The 18,764-nt window shown below is 71.0% G+C and carries 15 protein-coding genes; 1 reads left to right on the forward strand and 14 read right to left on the reverse strand.

Translation table 11 applies throughout. The features are described 5' to 3' along the window. Positions 1-65 precede the first annotated feature (65 nt). The 6 genes from V7E45_RS27515 to V7E45_RS27540 form a co-directional block, all read right to left on the reverse strand. On the reverse strand, positions 66-236 hold the full coding sequence (locus V7E45_RS27515) for a hydrophobic protein (RefSeq protein ID WP_225828400.1): 171 nt from the start codon (positions 234-236) through the stop codon (positions 66-68). A 200-nt stretch (positions 237-436) separates the two neighbouring features. Further along, a complete protein-coding gene (locus tag V7E45_RS27520) occupies positions 437-733 on the reverse strand; it encodes a hypothetical protein (RefSeq protein ID WP_333776898.1) in 297 nt (98 codons plus the stop codon). Positions 734-786: 53 nt separating this feature from the next. After that, positions 787-1,176 carry a hypothetical protein gene (locus V7E45_RS27525; protein ID WP_333776899.1) on the reverse strand — a complete coding sequence of 130 codons (390 nt, stop codon included), beginning with the start codon at positions 1,174-1,176 and terminating at the stop codon, positions 787-789. 219 nt (positions 1,177-1,395) lie between these two features. Next, the gene (locus V7E45_RS27530; protein WP_333776911.1) at positions 1,396-2,493 is read right to left on the reverse strand and encodes a MerR family transcriptional regulator; all 1,098 of its coding nucleotides are present in this window, start codon (positions 2,491-2,493) and stop codon (positions 1,396-1,398) included. Positions 2,494-2,824: 331 nt separating this feature from the next. Beyond that, positions 2,825-4,588, reverse strand: coding sequence for a thiamine pyrophosphate-dependent enzyme (locus V7E45_RS27535; protein ID WP_333776900.1), 1,764 nt, complete (start codon positions 4,586-4,588; stop codon positions 2,825-2,827). 14 nt (positions 4,589-4,602) lie between these two features. Then, on the reverse strand, positions 4,603-6,186 hold the full coding sequence (locus V7E45_RS27540; protein WP_333776901.1) for an FMN-binding glutamate synthase family protein: 1,584 nt from the start codon (positions 6,184-6,186) through the stop codon (positions 4,603-4,605). A 141-nt stretch (positions 6,187-6,327) separates the two neighbouring features. On the opposite strand from V7E45_RS27540, the gene V7E45_RS27545 reads away from it, so the two are divergent. Further along, complete coding sequence (locus tag V7E45_RS27545; protein ID WP_333776902.1) at positions 6,328-6,987, forward strand: hypothetical protein; 660 nt, start codon at positions 6,328-6,330, stop codon at positions 6,985-6,987. A gap of 66 nt (positions 6,988-7,053) precedes the next feature. On the opposite strand, the gene V7E45_RS27550 is transcribed toward V7E45_RS27545, so the two are convergent. The 8 genes from V7E45_RS27550 to V7E45_RS27585 all read right to left on the reverse strand — a co-directional run. Further along, entirely contained in the window at positions 7,054-8,976 is a 1,923-nt protein-coding gene (locus V7E45_RS27550) for an ArnT family glycosyltransferase (protein ID WP_333776903.1), read from the reverse strand. A gap of 56 nt (positions 8,977-9,032) precedes the next feature. Then, the gene (locus V7E45_RS27555) at positions 9,033-10,043 is read right to left on the reverse strand and encodes an NlpC/P60 family protein (RefSeq protein WP_333776904.1); all 1,011 of its coding nucleotides are present in this window, start codon (positions 10,041-10,043) and stop codon (positions 9,033-9,035) included. A 129-nt stretch (positions 10,044-10,172) separates the two neighbouring features. Beyond that, the gene (locus tag V7E45_RS27560; protein ID WP_333776905.1) at positions 10,173-10,655 is read right to left on the reverse strand and encodes a poly-gamma-glutamate biosynthesis protein PgsC/CapC; all 483 of its coding nucleotides are present in this window, start codon (positions 10,653-10,655) and stop codon (positions 10,173-10,175) included. Then, positions 10,652-12,118 carry a poly-gamma-glutamate synthase PgsB gene (gene pgsB, locus V7E45_RS27565; protein WP_333776906.1) on the reverse strand — a complete coding sequence of 489 codons (1,467 nt, stop codon included), beginning with the start codon at positions 12,116-12,118 and terminating at the stop codon, positions 10,652-10,654. The genes V7E45_RS27560 and pgsB overlap by 4 nt, the downstream gene beginning before the upstream one ends. A gap of 16 nt (positions 12,119-12,134) precedes the next feature. Next, entirely contained in the window at positions 12,135-14,342 is a 2,208-nt protein-coding gene (locus V7E45_RS27570) for a HAMP domain-containing protein (RefSeq protein ID WP_333776907.1), read from the reverse strand. Positions 14,343-14,676: 334 nt separating this feature from the next. Beyond that, entirely contained in the window at positions 14,677-16,026 is a 1,350-nt protein-coding gene (locus tag V7E45_RS27575; RefSeq protein WP_333776908.1) for an alpha/beta hydrolase family protein, read from the reverse strand. A 471-nt stretch (positions 16,027-16,497) separates the two neighbouring features. After that, positions 16,498-17,154, reverse strand: a complete 657-nt coding sequence (locus tag V7E45_RS27580; protein WP_333776909.1) for a hypothetical protein — start codon at positions 17,152-17,154, stop codon at positions 16,498-16,500. Positions 17,155-17,203: 49 nt separating this feature from the next. Continuing rightward, positions 17,204-18,764, reverse strand: a 1,561-nt coding sequence (locus V7E45_RS27585) for a carboxylesterase/lipase family protein (RefSeq protein ID WP_333776910.1), incomplete at its 5' end; no start/stop codon positions are given.

Here is an 18,764-nt window from a genome sequence, read left to right on the forward strand (position 1 = left end):
GCCGTATCCGGCCGGGCCCCACTCACCTCTCGCATGGCGCGCTCATCGCGCCTGGCGTCTATCGGCTACCAGCGGTACCAGCGGCCTTTGCGGCCGCCACCGTCCGCCGTACGGACGACGAAGCCCAGCAGCCACACGACGAGCACGATCACCGCGATCCACCACAGTGCCTTCAGCGCGAAACCCGCACCGAAGAGGATCAGAGCCAGCAGAAGAACCAGAAGCAGGGGAACCATTGCTATCAACCTCCTGGCCAACATGTGCCCTTACTTCACGCCTACAAGCGCGCAAAATGTGAGTTACTTGCGCGAATTACGGGGCATATGCGCGCCGCGCGTCATGCAGCGTTCCCCCAACCCCGCACCTCACGCACCGCAGCACCGCAGCACCGCAGCACCGCAGCACCGACTCATGAGTTGCCGTCGGCGGCCTGTGGTCAGGGTGTGTCACCGGAGTAGTGCAAACGGCGGGCCACTCCCGGGCCTCGCACGTGCGGCTCGTCGGCCCTCGGGTCGTACAGGGCCCGGCCGCCGGGCCACCGCGACAGCTCGGTGGCCAGGGCGACGCCACCGTCGATTTCCTCTGCCGTCCACCCGGTGATATCCAGCAGCAGACCGTCCAAGGGGCCGCCGACGAGCGTGGCGTACGTCCGAGCGGGGAGTGGCCCGGGATTGGGGTCGTCGTGGTCGCAGCCGTACACCCGGCCACGCAGCAACTGCTCATCGCCGTTCATACCGACCAGCGTCTCAGCCACCACCGACAACGCCGTCCTGCGGGCAGCGGCGGTCAGGCGTCAGGGTCGACTTCGGGGTGCGTGAACCGCACGGGCCTGCCCAGCGACCGGGCGTAGGCGATTTCGGCTCGGGTGCTGTCTCCGATGTAGTCCCCGACCACGAGCACCTCATCAGCGAGCCGGATCTTCGCCCGGTGCAGATCGTCGAGTCGAACCTTCAACGCGTCGGCCTCGACCGGATCGGACCAAAGTTCGTGCGGCGACTTCATGTCACAGCCCGGTTTGACGACGATCTTTCCGGCTTTGGTCTCCCGCAGATCGGCCTCGTTCATCTCGGTCATGAAGCGGGTGGAGCCGCAGATCACGACGATACGCGGGAGCCTCAACAGCTTCTTCGCGTCGGCGAGCTTCTCCTCGGGGGTGCGCAGTTGCGGGTGTGACACCGGTTCCTCCTGGTGGTGTGATCCAAGGGGTGTCTGCGGAGCAGGAGAACGAGGGTATCCAAGATCGTTCTCGCAGGCTGGGCCGAACACGGCTACTGCGCCGGCACACAGCCGCTTCTTCTGGGCCCGCGCACCCCCTCCCCCGTCCAAGCGGACAGTCGGCATCCCGCGAAGCCCAGCACATGGGAAGCCGCCGTGATCCTGAGCGTGCGGCGCGGGTCACGCTACGAGCAGGCGGAGGCCGAGATCTGCCGCGTCGCGGTCGGCGAGGTCGCTGTTGCGTTCGACCCACCGGCCCGAGTCGAGGTCGTCGCCGAGGCTTCGCACCGCCCGCTGCTCGACCTCCGGCCCGACCCTCGTCCACACCGACATCGCACGGCGCACGTGGTCCTCCAGATACGCCTCAGGTCGGCGCCAGTACGCCTCGAACAGGCCGTCGGCGCAGTCCCACGGGATGGGCACCGGCTCAGCGCGGGCGCCGATCGCGTCGGCCATCCCAGCAAGCGAGGGAAACCCCGCGAGTACGGTGGCGAACTCGGGCAGGTAGTCGCGGGTGAGCCAGAACCGGTCCTGCCATCCGGGCTCGTCGGTGTCGAAGGTGAGCACCACCACGTGGCGGGCCACGCGCCGCAGCTCGCGCAGCCCCGCTGTCGGGTCCCCCCAGTGGTGAACGGTGGAGACGGCCATCGCGACGTCGAAGGACTGGTCCCCGAACGGCAGGCTCTCCGCCACGGCGGCCACGCACGGCGCCGAACCGGCAGGCCGCTGCTCCCGCATGACCGCCGATGGCTCCACCGCGGTCACGTCGCAATCAGCGGGCTCGTAGGAGCCGGTGCCGGCCCCGACGTTCAGCACCGTCCGCGCGTCTCCGAGCGCGTCCCAGATCCGTGCGGCGATCCGCGGCTCGGTACGCCGTGTCGCGGGGTAAGCGCCGCCGATCGCGTCGTACAGCCGTGCACCGAGCATTCCCAGTTGCTCCTCCGGTGTCACCCTCAGCCCCTTCGCCCGCGTCTCCAGTTCCCGGTCGATGGCCGCGACCATGGCGTCAGCGCGATCACGACGGTCCAACAGCAGAGCGCGCAGTCGGCGCAGGTGCGCGACCGCGTCGGCAGACGGGTCGCCGACCAGTTCCGCGATCTCCCGCAGCCCGAAACCCAACCGCCGGTAGGCCAGCACCTCCCGCAGTCGCTCCACGTCGCCCGCCGAATAGGCCCGGTACCCGGCCGCGGTCCGCGCCGACGGCCGAACGAGCCTGATCTCGTCGTAGTGATGCAGCGTGCGGACGCTCACGCCGGCCAGCTCGGCCACGCGTCCCACGGTCCAGTGATCCTCCACGGCACCGACTATGGAGCCTGACGTCACGTGAGGGTCAAGGGCCTGGACTCACGGCAAGTGCCGACCGCGCAGCAGCGGTTCGAGGTGACTGGGGCGCAGGTTCGTGCACTGGAAGCCCGCCGGGAATGAGTCCGACAACCAACGCCCACCGGGCCCTCACCTTCCAGAAACCGAGTGCTACCGCTGGATTTCGGCGTCGCACGCAACGAGGGACGGCAGGACGCCACGTGCTGGTGACCCACCGAACTGCCTGCGAAAGCACGCGGTGCGCTCCGGCGACAACGCCGGAGCGCACCTGCTTACGCCGGCGCCGTCAGTCTCCGTCCGGCTCTCCATGGCTGCGCACGACTTCCTTCACCTTGGCCAGCGCGAAGCCCCAGCCCTGCTCGACGGTCGGCTTGGCCGGAACGGCGATCTCGTCGGGGTTGGTGAGCACGTCGAGCAGTACCGGACCCGGGCTGTCGAAGGCGCGTCGTACGGCGCTCTCGACGTCGGCGGGGTCGGTCACGCGGATGCCGGTGATACCCATGGCCTCGGCCACGGCGGCGAAGTCGGGGTTGTCGAGCACCGTGCCGAACTCGGGCAGGCCGGCCTGTTCCTGTTCGAGCTTCACCATGCCCAGCCGGCGGTTGTCGAAGACGACGAGTTTGACGGGCAACTGGTACGTCTTCAGGGTCATGAGGTCGCCGAGGAGCATGCTCAGTCCGCCGTCGCCGCAGAAGGCGACGACCTGTCGCTCGCGGTCCAGGCCCTGGGCGCCCAGAGCCTGCGGCATGGCGTTGGCCATCGAGCCCAGGTTGTAGGAGCCGATGAGGCGCCGCTCGCCGCGCATCTCGACGAAGCGCGAGAGCCACACCGTGGCCATGCCCGTGTCGGAGGTGAAGACGGCGTCGTCCGCTGCTACCCGGTCGACGGCCGCGGCGAGCACCTCCGGACGGATGTCGTGCGCGCGGTTGTCCAGCGCGGAGCGGATGCGGCCCACGACACCCTTGTCGTGCGAGGGGTCGGCGAGCCGGGCCTGACCGGCGCGCCACTTCTCGAAACGTTCGCGCGCCTTCTCCAGGTGCGAGCGGTCGCGTGCGTCGGCGGATCCCGCCGGCGGGGCGGTGAGGTGGTCCAGCAGGTCGCGTACGGTGGCGCCGGCGTCCCCCACCAGCCCGACCTCGACCGGTACCCGGCGTCCGATGTGGGTCGCCTCGGTGTCCACCTGGATCACGGTCCGGCCCTCGGGATACCAGTCCCGGTACGGGAAGTCCGTGCCGAGCAGCAGCAGGGTGTCGGCGTCCTGAAGGGCCTCGGCCGCGGCCGGATTGCCGATCAGGCCCGTCTGACCCACCTGGAAGGGATTGGTGTCGCCCTCGAAACCGGCCTTGGCCTTGAGGGTGAGCACCATGGGCGCGGCCAGGCGGTCGGCGAGGGCGAGCACGTCCTGCCGGGCAGCCCGGGCTCCTTCGCCGACGAGCAGGGTGACGCGCTCGGACCGGTCGAGGAGCTCCGCCGCGCGGCGGACGGCGGACCCCTCCGGCCGACTCACCGGAGCGTTCAAGGAGAACCGCGCCGGCCGGTCGGTGGTCACCTCACGCTCGCCCAGGTCGCCCGGCACGGTGAGGACGGCGACGCCCTTGCGGCCCAGAGCGTGGCGCACCGCCGTCTCCAGCATCTGCGGCAGTTGGTCGGGCGAGGTGACCGTCGCGCGGAAGACGGCCACGTCGCTGAAGAGGGCGTCGTTGTCGACCTCCTGGAAGTAGTCGCTGCCGAGTTCGGCGAGCGGCACCTGGCCGGCGATGGCCAGCACCGGTGCGTGGGATTTGGCGGCGTCGTACAGCCCGTTGAGGAGATGTACGGAGCCGGGTCCGACGGTGCCCATGCACACGCCGAGGGTGTCGGTGAGCTGCGACTGGGCGCTCGCTGCGAAGGCTGCCGCCTCCTCGTGCCGACAGCCCACCCACTCCAGGCCGTCGGTGGTGCGGATGGCGTCGGTCAGCGGGTTGAGCGCGTCTCCCACGACGCCGAACACCTGGCGCACGCCCAGTTCGCTCAGCGCGTCCACGATGACTTGGGCAACGGTACGGGGCACGTAGGTCCTCCTGGTCACACGGTGAAACGGTCGGGGTCGGCGGCCTTCCAGTCGGCCGCCCAGGCAGCCGGCGGCCCGGCGAGCAACTGCCCTGGTTCGAGCCACTCGTACAACTCCTCGTAGGAGCGTTCGGTGATGGGGTCGATGCGTCGGCGGAGCATGTGCGGGCGGAGCTCCGCGGGATCGGTGACGCCCATGGACGCCATGATCTGCAGTGCGCTGGCCACGGTCGCCTCCTGGAACCGCTGGACGCGCGGCGCCTTGTCCCGCACGTCCAGGGCGCGGGCCCGGTGCGGGTCCTGGGTCGTGACGCCGGTGGGGCAGGTGTTGGTGTGGCACCTCTGCGCCTGGATGCAGCCGACGGCGAACATCATCGCCCGTGCCGCGTTGCCGTAGTCGGCGCCCTGCACCAGGCGCTTGACGAGGTCGGTACCGGTGGCGATCTTGCCACTCGCCCCGATCTTGATCCGGTCGCGCAGGCCCGTGCCTACGAGGGCGTTGTGCACGGTGAGCAGGCCTTCGGTGAGCGGGGTGCCGACGTGGTCGGCGAACTCCAGGGGCGCCGCGCCGGTTCCGCCCTCGGCGCCGTCCACCACGATGAAGTCGGGCGTCGTGCCCTCCTCCAGCATGGCCTTGCACACGGCCAGGAACTGCCGGCGCGAACCCACGCACAGTTTGAACCCGGTGGGCTTGCCGCCGGACAGTTCGCGCATGCGGACGATGAAGTGGACGAGTTCACGCGGGGTGGAGAACACCCGGTGGTACGGCGGGGAGATGACGGTGCGGCCCTCGGGCACGTCCCGGACCCTGGCGATCTCGGCGTTCACCTTGGCGCCCGGCAGCACACCGCCGATGCCGGGCTTGGCGCCCTGCGAGAGCTTCAGGGACACGCATTTGACGTGGTCGTGCGCGGCCTTGTCGGCGAACTCGGCCGGGTCGAAGTCGCCGTCGCGGGTCCGGCACCCGAAGTACCCGGTGCCGACCTCCCACACGAGGTCGCCTCCCGGCCGCAGATGGTATTCCGACAGCCCGCCCTCGCCGGTGTCATGGGCGAAACCGCCCGCCGCGGCACCGCCGTTGAGGGCCAGGACCGCGTTGGCCGACAGGGAGCCGAAGCTCATGGCCGACACGTTCAGCAGGGCCATGTCGTACGGTCGCGCGCAGTCGGGGCCGCCGATCCGCACGCGCGGCGGGGACTTCGGCACCGGGCACGGCGCCATGGACGGCACCAGGAACTCGTAACCGGGCTGGTACACGTCCTGCTCGGTGCCGTACGGCTCCTCGGCGTCGGTGCCCTTGGCGCGCTCGTAGACGATGTTGCGCACGTCCCGGTCGAAGGGGCGGCCGTCGAAGTTCCGCTCGATGAAGTACTGCTGCAGCTCCGGACGGATGGCCTCCATGAGGAAGCGGGCATGGCCGAGGACCGGGTAGTTGCGCAACACCGAATGCTTGCGTTGCAGCAGATCCCAGGCGCCCAGCAGCCCGAGCAGGACCAAGGGCACGGCGGCGAACAGCCACCAGGGCGAGATCAGGCCGGATGCCAGGGAGGCCAGCGCGCCTGCGAGGAGAGTCAGGGCGACGATTGCTATGCGTGTCACCACCTGCTCGTTGCCGTGCGCTCGCTCTTCAGTCCTGCGGCCGCGTCAAGAACCTCCCAAGCACGGCGAGCGGCGAGGCCCGCGCGGCACACGCTCGACCGCGGACGCTGCCCAGGCCGGCGCGGGTGGGACGATGCCCGGGTGCACTCCTTCTCTCATGCCGGCATCGGTCCTGGCGACCGGCGACGGCTCCCGGAGCCCAGGCCGGCCGAGCGCGGCCGGTGGCCGAAACTGGAGGCCGCGCTCGCCGTGGTCAACCGCGACCTGACGGCGACCCTGCCGGGTCAGGACCCGCTGATATTGATGGTTCAACCACCTCACCGGGCATCGCCGCCGAGCGGAATCGACAGGGGCCAGGTCTACGTCGCCATGCCCGACGGCCGTTGGCACGGCAACGCGGTGAACGCGTGCGACCTGGATGAGGACGACCCGCCCGAGCCGGACGACGCGGCGACGGTCCTGTCCGTGGTCGCGGATGCGGCGCAGTCGACCGTCATGGAGTTGCTCTGGCAGGTGTGGCCGGTCTGCCGGGAGCACAAGATCGGCATGCATCCCCGTCCCGCGGGGACCACGGGCGACTGGTACGAGGGCGGGACGGACACGGACGTTCCACCGGTGTGGTGGTGCCGGGGCACCCGGGACGGCGATTGCCACGACGTGGCTCTGGTGGGCGAGTTGGCCGCCACCCTGTCGGGAAAGCAACGTCGCGCACTGCGGCGCGGCGAGCGCAGACGGGACCGCCGTCGAGACGGTGGGACATCCGTTGACGCCGAGGTGACGCGTGGCTGCGTCATCTGGTGAGTTTCCCCAGCTCGGCGTCTCGAGGTGCCTCGGGCTTCTCCTGCCCTGGCCCGGCCGCAGGTCGGCTCACTTGTGGGCTGCGCAGTCGTAGAGGGTGAAGCTGCCGTCGGTGCGGAGGCCGTAGGCGGTGGGTCGGATGCGGGCGCAGTGGGCGTGCACCCAGCTGGTGGCGGCGGTGGTGGGACGCCGGCTGGTGAGCAGCGCGTAGCGCACCTCGTGGGCGGTGACGAGTCGCCCGAGCTGCTCGGCGGTCGGGAATGGAGTGCTGCCGGTGAACCCGCCCATGACGAGGATGGGTTCGGACTTCGCTCGCAGCAGGGGCTCGGCGGTGTAGGCGGCCTGGGTGGCGAGCAGGTACTTCTCGCCGTGGCGGTGCGTGGTGAGGTAGTCGAGCAGGGCGGTGTCGCGGGTGCTGGGCCGGCTCAGCCCCCTTCGGCGCGGAGCGTGGCGCGGGTGCTCGTAGTACGACTTGCCGACCGGACCGGCCATCGGCGAGGTGGCGGCGCCCGCGTAGAGCGGGTCGAGGCTGGAGACGGCCCAACCGGCCGGGACGACCAGGATGGCCGTCAGCCCGGCGGCGAGGGCGGCGCTGACCTTACGTGGGGAGGTGCGCGGCCCCCGGCTCCACAGGCCCACCACGCCGCACAGCGCGAGCATCACAGCGACCGGCAGCAGCCAGGAGTCGAAACGGGTCGGCCAATCGAGCACCAGGGCCCACGCGGCCGTCAGCGCGATCGACACGGGCAGCGTCAGGTACCGCCGGCCGACCGCTTCCTGGCCGGGCTCGTACGGCGCCTCGTACTCCGATCGGAAGAGTGCCAGACCGCCACCGGCCAGTGCTGCGATCGCCGGGGCGATGACGGCCGTGTAGTAGGCGTGGTTGCCGTTGGAGATGCCGAAGATCACGGTGTGCACGGCCAGCCAGCCGCCCCACATCACGAATCCCGCGCGGGTGAGATCGGTTCGCGGCCGGCCGGCCTGCCAGGCGACGCCCAGCACCGCGGCGAGCGCGGCGAGCGGCAGCAGCCAGGAGATCTGCGGGCCGACCGTGTCGTTGATCAGCATGTCCCAGCCGGTGTTGCCGGTGGTGCGGCTGGCGACGGTGCCCGCGACGGCGCCGAACGCGGTGGGATCGCTGCTGAAGCGGCTCAGGCCGTTGTAGCCGAAGACCAGGGCGAACGGATTGTTGTCGGAGGTCCCGTCGAGGTAGGGGCGGTCGGCCGCCGGTGTCACCCAGACGATGAGCATCCAGGAGCAGGAGACCGCCAGCGCGACCGCCCCGGCCAGCAGGACCCGCAGGGCGCGCTTCAACGCCGTTCCGGGGGCCACGAGTTGGTACACCGCGGCGAAGACCGGCAGCACCAGCCACGCTTGCAGCATCTTCGCCTGGAAGGCGAGCCCGACCCAGACTCCGCAGGTGATCAGTGGCAGCAGCCGCTCGGTGCGGACCGCCTTCTGCAGCGCTCCGGCGGCCGCCACGAGGAGCAGCGTGAGTGTGGTGTCCGGGATGGTGGCGCGGTTGAGCGCCACGGTGACCGGGGTGAGGGTGAGCACGAGCGCGGCGGTCAGCGCGGCGAACGGGCCGGCCCAGGCTCGCACGACACGGTGCAGCAGCCATACGGTGAGCACGCCCTCGACGACCTGCGGAAGCGCGGCCGCCCAGGTGTGATCGCCGAACAGCCAGACGGAGACGGCGTCGGGCCAGAAGGCGCCGGGCAGTTTGTCGATGCTGATCGAACCCGCGGTGTCGAGACCGCCGAAGAAGAACGCGCGCCAACTTCCGGCCATCGAGCGTATCGCCGCACCGTAGAACGGGTGGAGCGCGGCATGCCCGATGCCCCAGGAGTACAGCACCGTGGCGACGGCGAGCACCGCGGTGAGCGCGGGGCGCTCCCAGCGCGGGGCGGCTTCCGGCTCGTCGGTACTTCGGCTCGCCGCCCGGCGGCCGCGTCGCGATCCGGTGGACTGGGCGGCGGGGATGGCTGTCATGACAGTGGTCCTCGGGTGAGCAGTTCAGGTGGAGCGGCCGTGCACACGCGGCACGGTCACAGGCGGCGGGCCGCCCGGAAACCGCGGGCGTAGAAGTCGGTGCCGTCCAGCAGTGAGCGGCCGGACAGGTCGCCCATGGTCGGGCCGTTGGCGGCGGAGCGGCTGGAGTAGAAGCGGTGCCGGCCCTGGTCGTCGAGGCCCATGTACATGCCGCAGTGGTCGATGAAGTTCGGCCGGTCCTTGATGATGGCGAAGAAGACCAGGTCGCCGGGTTGCAGCGCGTCCAGATCGGTGGGCTGCGCGCCGGTGTCGGGGATCACCAGGCGGCCGGGGCCGTAGGCGGCGATGGCGAACGCGCGGCGCGGCAGCCCGTTGCCCCGGGCGTTGGTGTTGTGCAGGGGGATGCCCATGCGGTAGCCCCACACCAGACGCTGGAAGCCGGAGCAGTCGACGTCGCCGTAGCGGGCCTTCTCGTGCTGCACGCGCGTGCCGTCCGGGAAGGTCCAGTCGATGCCCAGATAGTCGTAGAAGTCGGATTGCTCGTCGTGGTAGGCGAAGTCCAGCGGGTTGTTGACCGCGGCGTTGCGCGGGCCGAAGTGCGCTGTGCCCGCGTAGCGGACGCCGGCGCCGTTGTGCTTGTCGGGCGCGCCGGCGCTGCTGTACTGGAACGCCACGGCGAAGACGTCCGGGCTGCTGTCGCCGAGCGTCTTGCGGAACCAGGTGGTGAACCAGGCGGACTTCTCCATGCCCTGCTGCCACGCGTGCGGAAGCACGCGGACCCAGGCGTCCGTCGTCACCTTGGCCTCGGTCGTCCGATGCTCACCGAAGGTGCGGCTGGGACCGGTCAGCACGGCCGTACGGGCACCGTCGGTGAACGTGGCGAGCGTGCCGCCGTCACCGGCGCGGACCACGGTGCGGTCGGGGGCGGACAGCCGCTCGAAGGTGTGGGGCCCGTTGAGCCGGGCGCCCGAGCCGGAGTTCTTGCCGTCGGCGTCCGCGGCACCCCCGCCGTCGCCGTGCCCGAGGCGTTCCCAGGCGTATCCGCCCGCCACGCCTGCCGCCGCCACGCCTGCGATGGTCCGGAAAACGGCGCGGCGAGTCGGGCGGCTCCGCCTGCCGACGGGTTCGTGGCGCATGGCCGGTCCTCCTGGAAGTGTGAGACGAGCGGGTGGATGGTGGACAGGTGCGGGTACGGGTCAGCCGGTGGGCAGGACGCCGATCAGAAGACCGGAGACCAGCACCACGTACGTCGCCAGGGTCACCGCCGTGGTCGAGATGACCGTGGCCGCCAACGGCTGGCGGGACATCTGGTAGGAGACCAGGCCCGGGACGATGAAGCCAAGGGTCTGCGAGGTGTACAACAGCGGGAATTCGTGGCTGAGGGCGAGCATCACGGTGGTCTGCAGCAGGACCGCGCACAGCACGACGGCGGCGAACAGCCTCTTGCCGTAGAGGATGACCGTGCGCTGGAGCAGCTTCGTCAAGAAGTACGTCGCCGCCGCCACCGCCACCATCAGCCCGGCCATGCGCACGTCGGTGACGAGCGTGAGGGCGATCCAGCCCGGGGTGATCATCCCTCCGGGAGAGAGGTTGGTGGTCAGGTAGCAGACGAGGGAGAAGACCAGTCCGAGGGCGATCCCGAGTGCGGCGGTCTGTGCGTTGAGGTTGGCGGGGATCACGGGTTCCTCGTGAACTGGTACGGATCATGGGGGTGGTGCGGGTCGTCCGCTGTGTCGCGGTCGTCGGGCGGCCAGTCCTGGCGTTCGGCTGACCGCCGGTCCGGGTCGCGTTGCAACGGGATACGGAAGGCGTACGTGGGTGTCTCAAGCGGCGCCACCCAGCTGTACGGCTCCGGCTCGGGCGGCCGGGCCACCGAGATCCGCGGCCGGGGGATGGCGATCTGCATGGTTTCCTGGTCCAGGCCGTCGCCGTCCAGAACGAGGTCGAGCGGGTCGGCGGATTCGTCCAGCGGCAGCTCGGCCAGGCACTCCAGGAACAGCTCGCCCTGACCGTGGATGTTGCCGATCGCCACCAGCGAGGCGACGGGGTCGAGTTCGGCGAGAATCGCCGCGGTCAGCTCCCCGGGGTCCCGGCGGTCGCCGCCGAGGTCCACCACCCTGCCGGAGAAGCCCTCCGGAATCGCGTCGCGGGCGCTCTTGGTCGGATGGCCGATCAGGAACACCGTCTCGGCGGCGAGGTCGGGGACGATCGCGCCCATCTGGCCGTTGCGCTCCACCCGGTCGGGGCGGCAGTTGATGATCACGCTGAGCGGACGCCGGATCGCGCCCAGATCCTCCAGCTGCTTCACGTTCATCAGCGTCGACTCGGGGTCGTTGGCCGCGAAGACGTTGGCGAACCGCAGCCGCTTGCCGTCGGGGGTGACATAGCGCTCCACGGACAGCACGCCCGGGTCGGGCGGCGCGTCCCACATGCCCTGCATCGCGGTCTGCCGCTCCACACCGAGCAGTTCGGCGACGGCGAGTGCGATCGCCACGTTCTCCTTGAACGTGAACCAGCTGAAGCCCCGCAGTTCGGCGTCGGTCACCGTCTCGGGATCGACCGCGATCAGCCGGCAGTTCCGCTTGTCGGCCTCCTCCTGGAGGATGTGCAGCCGGTCCTTCTCCGCCGTCACACACACCCCGCCCACCGGCATCGACCGGGAGAGCGAGCGTGCGACGTCGTCGAGCGTGGGTCCCATCTCTTCCAGGTGGTCCTCGCGGACGTTGCACAGCACGCCGATCGTGGAGCGGATCAGCTTCTCCTGATTGATCTCCTGCAGCGCGGGCATGACCGCCATGCACTCGATCACCAGCGCGTCCGGGCGGTAGGTCGCCGCACGCCGCACGATGCCGATCTGCTCGACGATGTTGGAGATGTTGAACTTCCGGTACACCGGCTCCTCGGTGGCGTCCGGATGGATGAACCGGGCCGCGGTACCAGTGGTCTTGGCGACCGTGACCAAGCCGCCGCCGCGCAGCGCTCCCGCGCACAGCCGGGTGATCGAACTCTTGCCGCGGATGCCGTTGACCAGCACCCGCGTGGGTATCTGCTCCAGCGAGGCGAAGTGCCGGCGCTGCTCCAGGATTCCGGCGATCCACAGCCCGGCGCAGCAGAGCAGGACTATGACATAGAGGAAGAGCATGTCGGTTTCCGTCCTTCTACCGCTGGGGGGTGTGCTCACGCAGGGACCGTGCGGGGCCCGCGGTGTGGCCGGACCTGGCCGCCCGATCGCGTTCCGCCAGGGCCTGGCGCACCAGTTCCAGGCTGCGGGTGACCGAGCCGATCTCGTCGTGGTTGACGGGATGCAGCACGGTGCGGCGGTCTCCGCCGGCGAGCCGCTCGACGAGGACGGCCACCGCGCGCAGCGGCCGGATCACCACGACGTGCAGCCAGCCCAGGCAGGCCGCACCGGCGGCGAGGGCCAGGATGCCGGCGAGCATGGTGCGCTGCTGGGCCTGCACCGCGGGGATCTGGAGCGCCGCGGCGGGCTCCGCGGTCACCAGGTGCCATCCGAGGTGGGCCGTCGGGCCGCTCTTGGCCAGCGGCGCGGCGGCGTCAACCGATGGGCCGGACGACGTGAGGTGCACCGCCGAGGTCGCGCTGCCCGCGGTCCCCGGAGCGCCCTGGGTGGCGCGGGCGAGACGCGTCAGGGCCAGGTCGGGCAGCGGCTCGAAGGCCTCGTAGCCCTCGCTCGCCGCCAGCACCCTGTCGTGGTCGTCCGTCACCCATACGGTGCCCAGTTTGGGCCTGGGCAGGATGGAGTTGAGCGCCTGCACGTCGATCTCGCCGAACAGGACCACCCCGGCCGCCGGGACCTTGCCCTTGGCGGCCGGCACCTGCGCGTAAGCGGCGATCGCCGGGATCCGGCCCGACGTGTTGACGGTGGTGATCCCGCCGCCGTGGGGTACGTGGACGAGAGTCCGCAGCGGTGTGTCGCCCACCCTCAGCGTGATGCCCCCGGAGCGGTCCAGCAGGTACAGGGAGCGGTACTGCTTGTGTTCGGCGAGGGTCTGCCGCAGCACCTGGGTCTGGGCGGCCCGGCTCCCGCCCGCCAGAGTCGCGGCCGCGTCGTTCAGTTCGGTGTACGACTGGTCGAGGGACTGCTGAATCCGGTGCGTCGCGAGGACGGTGCGCGCCTGCTGGTCCGCGAGGACCGGCGCGGGTACCGCGGTCGCGGTGTCGGCACGGTCCAGCAGGAAGATCATCGGCACCGCCCAGCAGGCCACCACCACCACGCCGGCCACGGCCAGCGCCCGGTAGCCCGGTCCGCGCCGGGCCGGGATCTCCTGCGGGCCGCTCTCACCGAGCAGCTGTGTGCGCAGCGAGTCCAGGGCCCGCCCGATCCGGGCCAGTTCCCCGAAGCCGTGCACCGGTACCGGCCGGGACAGCTCCGCCGACGCGGCCGGGCCGCCGGTCGCGCCCCGGGCCAGACGGCCGGCGGACAGGAACAGCCGCAGCAGCGGCTGCTGCACGACGAAGTGCAGCACCAGCCAGAGCAGCAGCGCGACCCCGGCGAGCGCCCCGGCGGCCAGGAACGCGAAGCGCGAGTAGTCCACGGCGGTGGTCGTGGCGGGCGCCATGCGGGAGGTGAGCACCACCAGACCGAGGTCGTCGGTTCCGCCCGGACCTGTCGACGATGCCACCTGGGCCCAGCCGGCGACGATGCGCCGGTTACCGACGGCAGCGCCCAGCAGGCTCCCCGAGGCGTCGGTGTCCGACCCCGACTCGTGGGCCGCGCGGGTCACCTTCCCCGGCAGACCGCCGTCGGCTGCCGGCGACGCCGCGCCGTGCACCGCGGTGGCGAGCACGGTGCCGTGGGCGTCCAGCATCTCGGCCTTGCGCCCGTCGCCGTACGCCGCGAGGGCCGGGAGTGCCTCGGAGACCACCAGCAGCCACTGCCGGTCGGCCCCGCCCTGGGCCTGGTACTGGTCCTGGTCGGGATCCTCCTGCTGCGCGGGCAGCGTGACCCGGGCGAAGTAGAGAAGTTCCCGGGTGCCGCTCGCCGTCACCAGCCGGGGCGGGATCTCGCCGTGCCCGGACGCCGTCCTGGCGACGTCGACGCCGGCCAGCGGCACCGTCTTTCCGCCGGTCGCCAGCAGTTTGCCGGTGTGCGCGTCGAGGAGCACACGACCGGCGACCGCCTTGCCGGCGGGGGTCAGCGCTTTGAGCGCGGTCGTGGGAGTCGACGCGCTGGTCGCCGGGTAGGCGCGTGCCTTGCCTCGTACCGCGTTCGCTTCGGCTTCGATCGAGGTACGCATGGACAGCGCGGTGTCGGCGGCGATCTGCTGCTCCCCGTTCAGCACGGCCTGTGGGACACCCGTGGTGGGGATGCCGTCGAGGCAGATCACGGTCAGCGCGGCAACCACCAGAAGCAGTAGGACGAGCGAGGCTATCGGCGGGCGCACCCCACCGAGCAGCGGCATATCGGCGCGGCGACGAATGCGGTGTCGGCGCGGCGCCCGTGGTGCGGAGGGCAGGGTGGGGGTCCTTCCTCAACTGGCGTATCGACTGGCGTCGAGCGCCCAGGTGTTCCACGATGCGGACACCCTAGTCCGTCGCGGTCACATGGCTGTCACATTTTCGTGCGACAGTCGCATGAGTGAGCATGGTCACGGAACGGCGGCACACATGGACGGTACCGCCGTCAGTGACGCGCCGAAGGGGGCACCCGTAGAGGGAACCGGCCCATCGGCTGTCCGGTCAGCGGACGAAAGAGATCTCCGGATAGCTGCTGTGCGGCCCGTCGAGCAGAGTGCTGTGCTTGTGCCGCAGCTCCTGGTCGAAGAAGGCGGCGAGGTAGACACGCTGGACCTGCACCGCCCGGTCGGGGTCGATCGTGCCGTACTGCTGCTGGATCTGGCTCTGGGAGAGTCCGAGCCAGCCGGCCCACTGCGGCACCAGCCACTCGTTGTCGCTGAACGACAGGTGCGCCGCGCCGTGCAGCTTGATGTCGACCTTGTAGCCCTTCAGATGTGACCACAGCGTCCGCCACGAGCTGTCGTTGTTGCGGTTGTGGCCACCGGAGCTGAACAGCATGAAGGGGCGGTCCAGGTCCTTGCTCGGCGCCGTCCCGAAGAACTGGCCGTCCAGGTTGGCGCCGGCGGCGATGCGGTGGTCGAGCTGCATCGCGGTGTCGACCGCCGCGCCGCCCAACGACCAGCCGAACATCCCGATGCGGGAGGTGTCGACCGACTTCGACAGCCCGGAGGGGAGCGTCGCGTGGCCCACGTCCGGGTTGCCGCCATTGCTGATCGTGCCGAGCGCGTTGATCACGAACCGGACGTCGGCCGCTCGCACCTTGAGCGTGTCGGAGGAATGGGAGCCCGCCGGCATCGTATTGAGCTCGAGCCGGTTGCCGGGGAACTGCACCTCGTTGGCGTCGTGGGTGTGGTCGACCGTGACGACCAGGTAGCCGCGGCTGGCGAGGTCCTGGGCGAGGGCGGTGCCCATCGCGCGGTCCGAGTGCAAACCGGTCGAGTAGAGCAGGACGGGCAGCTTGCCGATCTTGGTGTTCACCGGGGCGAGTACATGGCCCGCGGTCTTCGGCAGGGTCACCTCCTGCGGCGACAGCCCGCGCGAGGCGAGGAAGTGGCCACCGGAGATGGACGGCATCCAGGGCGCCTGGTAGTGCCCGGACGTGGAGGCGGCCGGGTACCAGAGGGACACCATCAACTCGCGGTGCTTGTTGCCGGGTATGTACGGATCCGTACGGGACTTGTCCAGCAGGTGCAGGCCGACCATGCCGACGTGGTACGGACCGGTCGGGGCGGGCATGGTGAGCTGCTGGGCGGAGGGAGCCGTGCCGGCGGACGCGAGCGCCTCGGGGTGCACGGGCTTGTGGTCCAGAGGCACCTCGTCGTTCTCGGGTGCCCAGGGCGCGTCCGGGTCGGGCTCGTCGGCGGAGAACCCGGTGGCCGCAGGCTTGCCGGACGTCGTCCCCGCGGCCATGGCCGGCGAACTACCCATGGCCAACGCGACGGCCAGCGCACCCGCCGGGCCGACCGCCTTGGAGATCAGGCTGCGACGCTGGCGCGGACGACGATGTTTCATGAACTCCCCCTTGCTGGTCAGCGATCGCGGAACACGCGATCGACTGCCGCACACCGTACCGCCACGACGGCGTGCGTATTCACCCGACGGATACCGTCGTGGCGATCTTCACGCCCCGGATGCCTGGAGCTGCCCGCAACGCGCCGATTCTAGGACGGCGGCCACCACCTCCTCGTCGCCGGGGCCCCAGCAGGCTGATCGCCATGTCTCCCTGCCGGCCGGCACGAGGCTGTCGATCGCCTCACCAGGCGGCTGACCTGGAAGGACGAGGTACGACTGAGGTAAGCCTCCTTTTGCAAATCTTGAAGAGGACATGAGTAATCTGTGAATATTCACTGGAGGGGTCCGGCGGTTCACCGCCCATCGACAGGGCGGGACTTGCCCGCCCACGTGCGCATTCGCGGGGATGCCGCGCGACCGAGTGGACCGGACGGCACCTCCGCAGCGCCGTGCGCTGCGCACGACCTTGGCCTATGCCCGGGGGGTGCCCTCCCAGCGCCATGTGGTGAGACGAGGCCGTCCGGGCAGTTCACCGCGTCCGGTGGCCCACAGGAGGGTGGACCAGGAATCCGTGGACGACGGTGCGTCCGGAAACAGCCGGGCGAGCACCCGGGAGCACAGATCGGCGGGCGGGCTCCATGCGAGATCGAGCCCTTGCGCCAAGTCGTGCGTGTGCACCAGGGTCTCCACGATCCCCATCGCGGCGAAACCTTCGGGGTCCGAAGCGCCGAAGACATGGTGAGCGCGCGTCTGCCGAGGCGTCGTGCGCACCATGGCGACCAGCAGCGCACCGCTCGCCTCCAGGACCTGCAGCAGGCCGGCGGGCCCCGCCTCGCGGTTCGCGTGGATGGCGTTGGCCGGGCCGCCGGGGCGTCGGCTCTCCCACACAAAGGGCACTTCGCCGTCCAAGGGCGGCTTCCTGGGTCCCAGTTGAGCGGCGTAGGCGAAGAGATCGTCGCTGAGGTGCTCGACGGTTTCCCAGCAGTCCCATTCCAGCGAACCGGCCTTGCTCTCCCAGGCAGTTGGGGGCGCCTCGCGCAGGACCGCCACAGCGAGCCGCACGGCGAGGTCGAGGTCGTCCGCGGTGACGGAGGGCTGGGAGTGGCCGACATCGAGTGATCGGGACATGGCAGGACGGTATCGCAACGGCACGGAGGGACCCCCGCCATTGAGCAGGTCACCCGAGGGTGTTCCAGAACGCGCAGTGGTGGCGGGCGGAGAAGGTGCCGGTGGGGGTGATGTGGTCCGGTGCCAGGGAGAGCACCGTGTGCCCGGGCCAAGGCGGTGCGGCGGGATTGCGGGGGTCGGCCGCGGCGGCGAACCGGGTCCAGTAGTCGATCATGGCGTTGGCCAGGCGACGCTGCGCCGGGGTCATCTCGCGGGGGCGGCCGCCGAGGTCGAAAAGGTAGGGCAGTTCACTCGCGTGAGGTGCGCCGAGCGGGAACGGCGGGGTGCCCGGGACGAGCGGCGGTGCGTGTTCGTCGGCGAACTCGTAGCGCCACAACGGAACTCGGGTGGCCAGCAGGGTACCGGTGCGGGCGGTCGGGCAGGCGAAGTCCGCGTCGCCGATGACCGCACCGAAGACGGGGCCGCCGTCGCCTTCGTGCACCGGATACGTCCGGACGATCGCCGCGGCCTGCCCCGGCAAGGGGAAGAAGGCGGCCGCGACGTCGAGCCAGGTGACCGGGGTGACGGGGTTGCCGGCCTGGATGATCCCGGCGGCCCAGCCGTTGCCCTCGTCGTGGTTGCTGCCCAACAGGACGGGGACATGGTGGAAGCGTCCCGCGGCGAGCGCCGCCGCCGGATCGACGGGCAGCAGTCCGGTGCTGCGGGCGGGCTGTTGGTCGGCGCCTTGGGCGTCGAGGAGACGAGCGACGGGGACCCGGCGCAGGCAGGCCATCACCTCTCGGGCGCGGGCGGGGCCGCAGCCGAGGCGGGTGGCGAGGTCCGCGCCCGCGGCGCGGGCGTCGGGCAGGGGGATCGAGGACGGGGCGAAGGGCCGGTCGGGGCGGCCGGTGCACGGGCCGCTCTGGATGACGGCACGCTCGAAGAGACCCGCGGCGGCGGGTGACACGAGCTGCGCGCAGACGCTGTAGCCGCCCGCTGACTCGCCGGCCAGGGTCACGTTGCGGGGGTCGCCCCCGAAGGCGCCGATCTCGTCGCGGACCCAGCGCAGCGCGGCCTGCTGGTCGGCCAGGCCGAAGGTGCCCGAGCCCGGCAGGTGGTCGTGGGCGAGGAAACCCAGGGCTCCCAGGCGGTAGTTGACGGTGACGACCACGACACCGCCGCGCGTGGCCATGCGGTGGGCGTCGTAGGAACTGCCCGCTCCGGTGGTGAATCCGCCGCCGTGCAGCCACACGATCACCGGCCGCCGCCGGACCGGACCCACAGCGCCACCGGCGGTGGTGGCGGCGCCGGCAGGGGCAGGGGCGGGTGTGGTGACGTTCAGGTACAGGCAGTCCTCGTCGGTGCTGCCGCCGGGCACCTCGCCGGCCGGTTGCGGGCAGGCACTCGCGGGCCGGGTCGCGTCCCGCACACCGGACCAGCCGGCGGCGGGGCGCGGCGGCGTCCAGCGCAGCCGGCCGAGCGGGGGTGCGGCGTAGGGGATGCCTTCGAAGGTGCGGTAGCCGTCGTGGACGGTGCCGCGCAGGAGGCCGTCGTGGGTGCGTACCGTCACCCCCGCGGCAGCCGTCGTCGTGGTCGGCGTCGTGACGGCGGCGGTCGCGGTGGGGGTGGGG

It is taken from the genome of Streptomyces sp. IBSBF 3136, assembly GCF_036815105.1.
In the GTDB taxonomy this organism is placed as follows: Bacteria; Actinomycetota; Actinomycetes; order Streptomycetales; family Streptomycetaceae; genus Streptomyces.

Excerpts from the sequence above, each read along its gene's own strand:
- V7E45_RS27520 (WP_333776898.1), bottom strand. The coding sequence starts at position 733 with ATGAACGGCGATGAGCAGTTGCTGCGTGGCCGGGTGTACGGCTGCGAC.
- V7E45_RS27580 (WP_333776909.1), bottom strand. The coding sequence starts at position 17,154 with ATGTCCCGATCACTCGATGTCGGCCACTCCCAGCCCTCCGTCACCGCG.
- V7E45_RS27515 (WP_225828400.1), bottom strand. The coding sequence starts at position 236 with ATGGTTCCCCTGCTTCTGGTTCTTCTGCTGGCTCTGATCCTCTTCGGT.
- V7E45_RS27575 (WP_333776908.1), bottom strand. The coding sequence starts at position 16,026 with ATGAAACATCGTCGTCCGCGCCAGCGTCGCAGCCTGATCTCCAAGGCG.
- V7E45_RS27550 (WP_333776903.1), bottom strand. The coding sequence starts at position 8,976 with ATGACAGCCATCCCCGCCGCCCAGTCCACCGGATCGCGACGCGGCCGC.
- pgsB (WP_333776906.1), bottom strand. The coding sequence starts at position 12,118 with ATGCTCTTCCTCTATGTCATAGTCCTGCTCTGCTGCGCCGGGCTGTGG.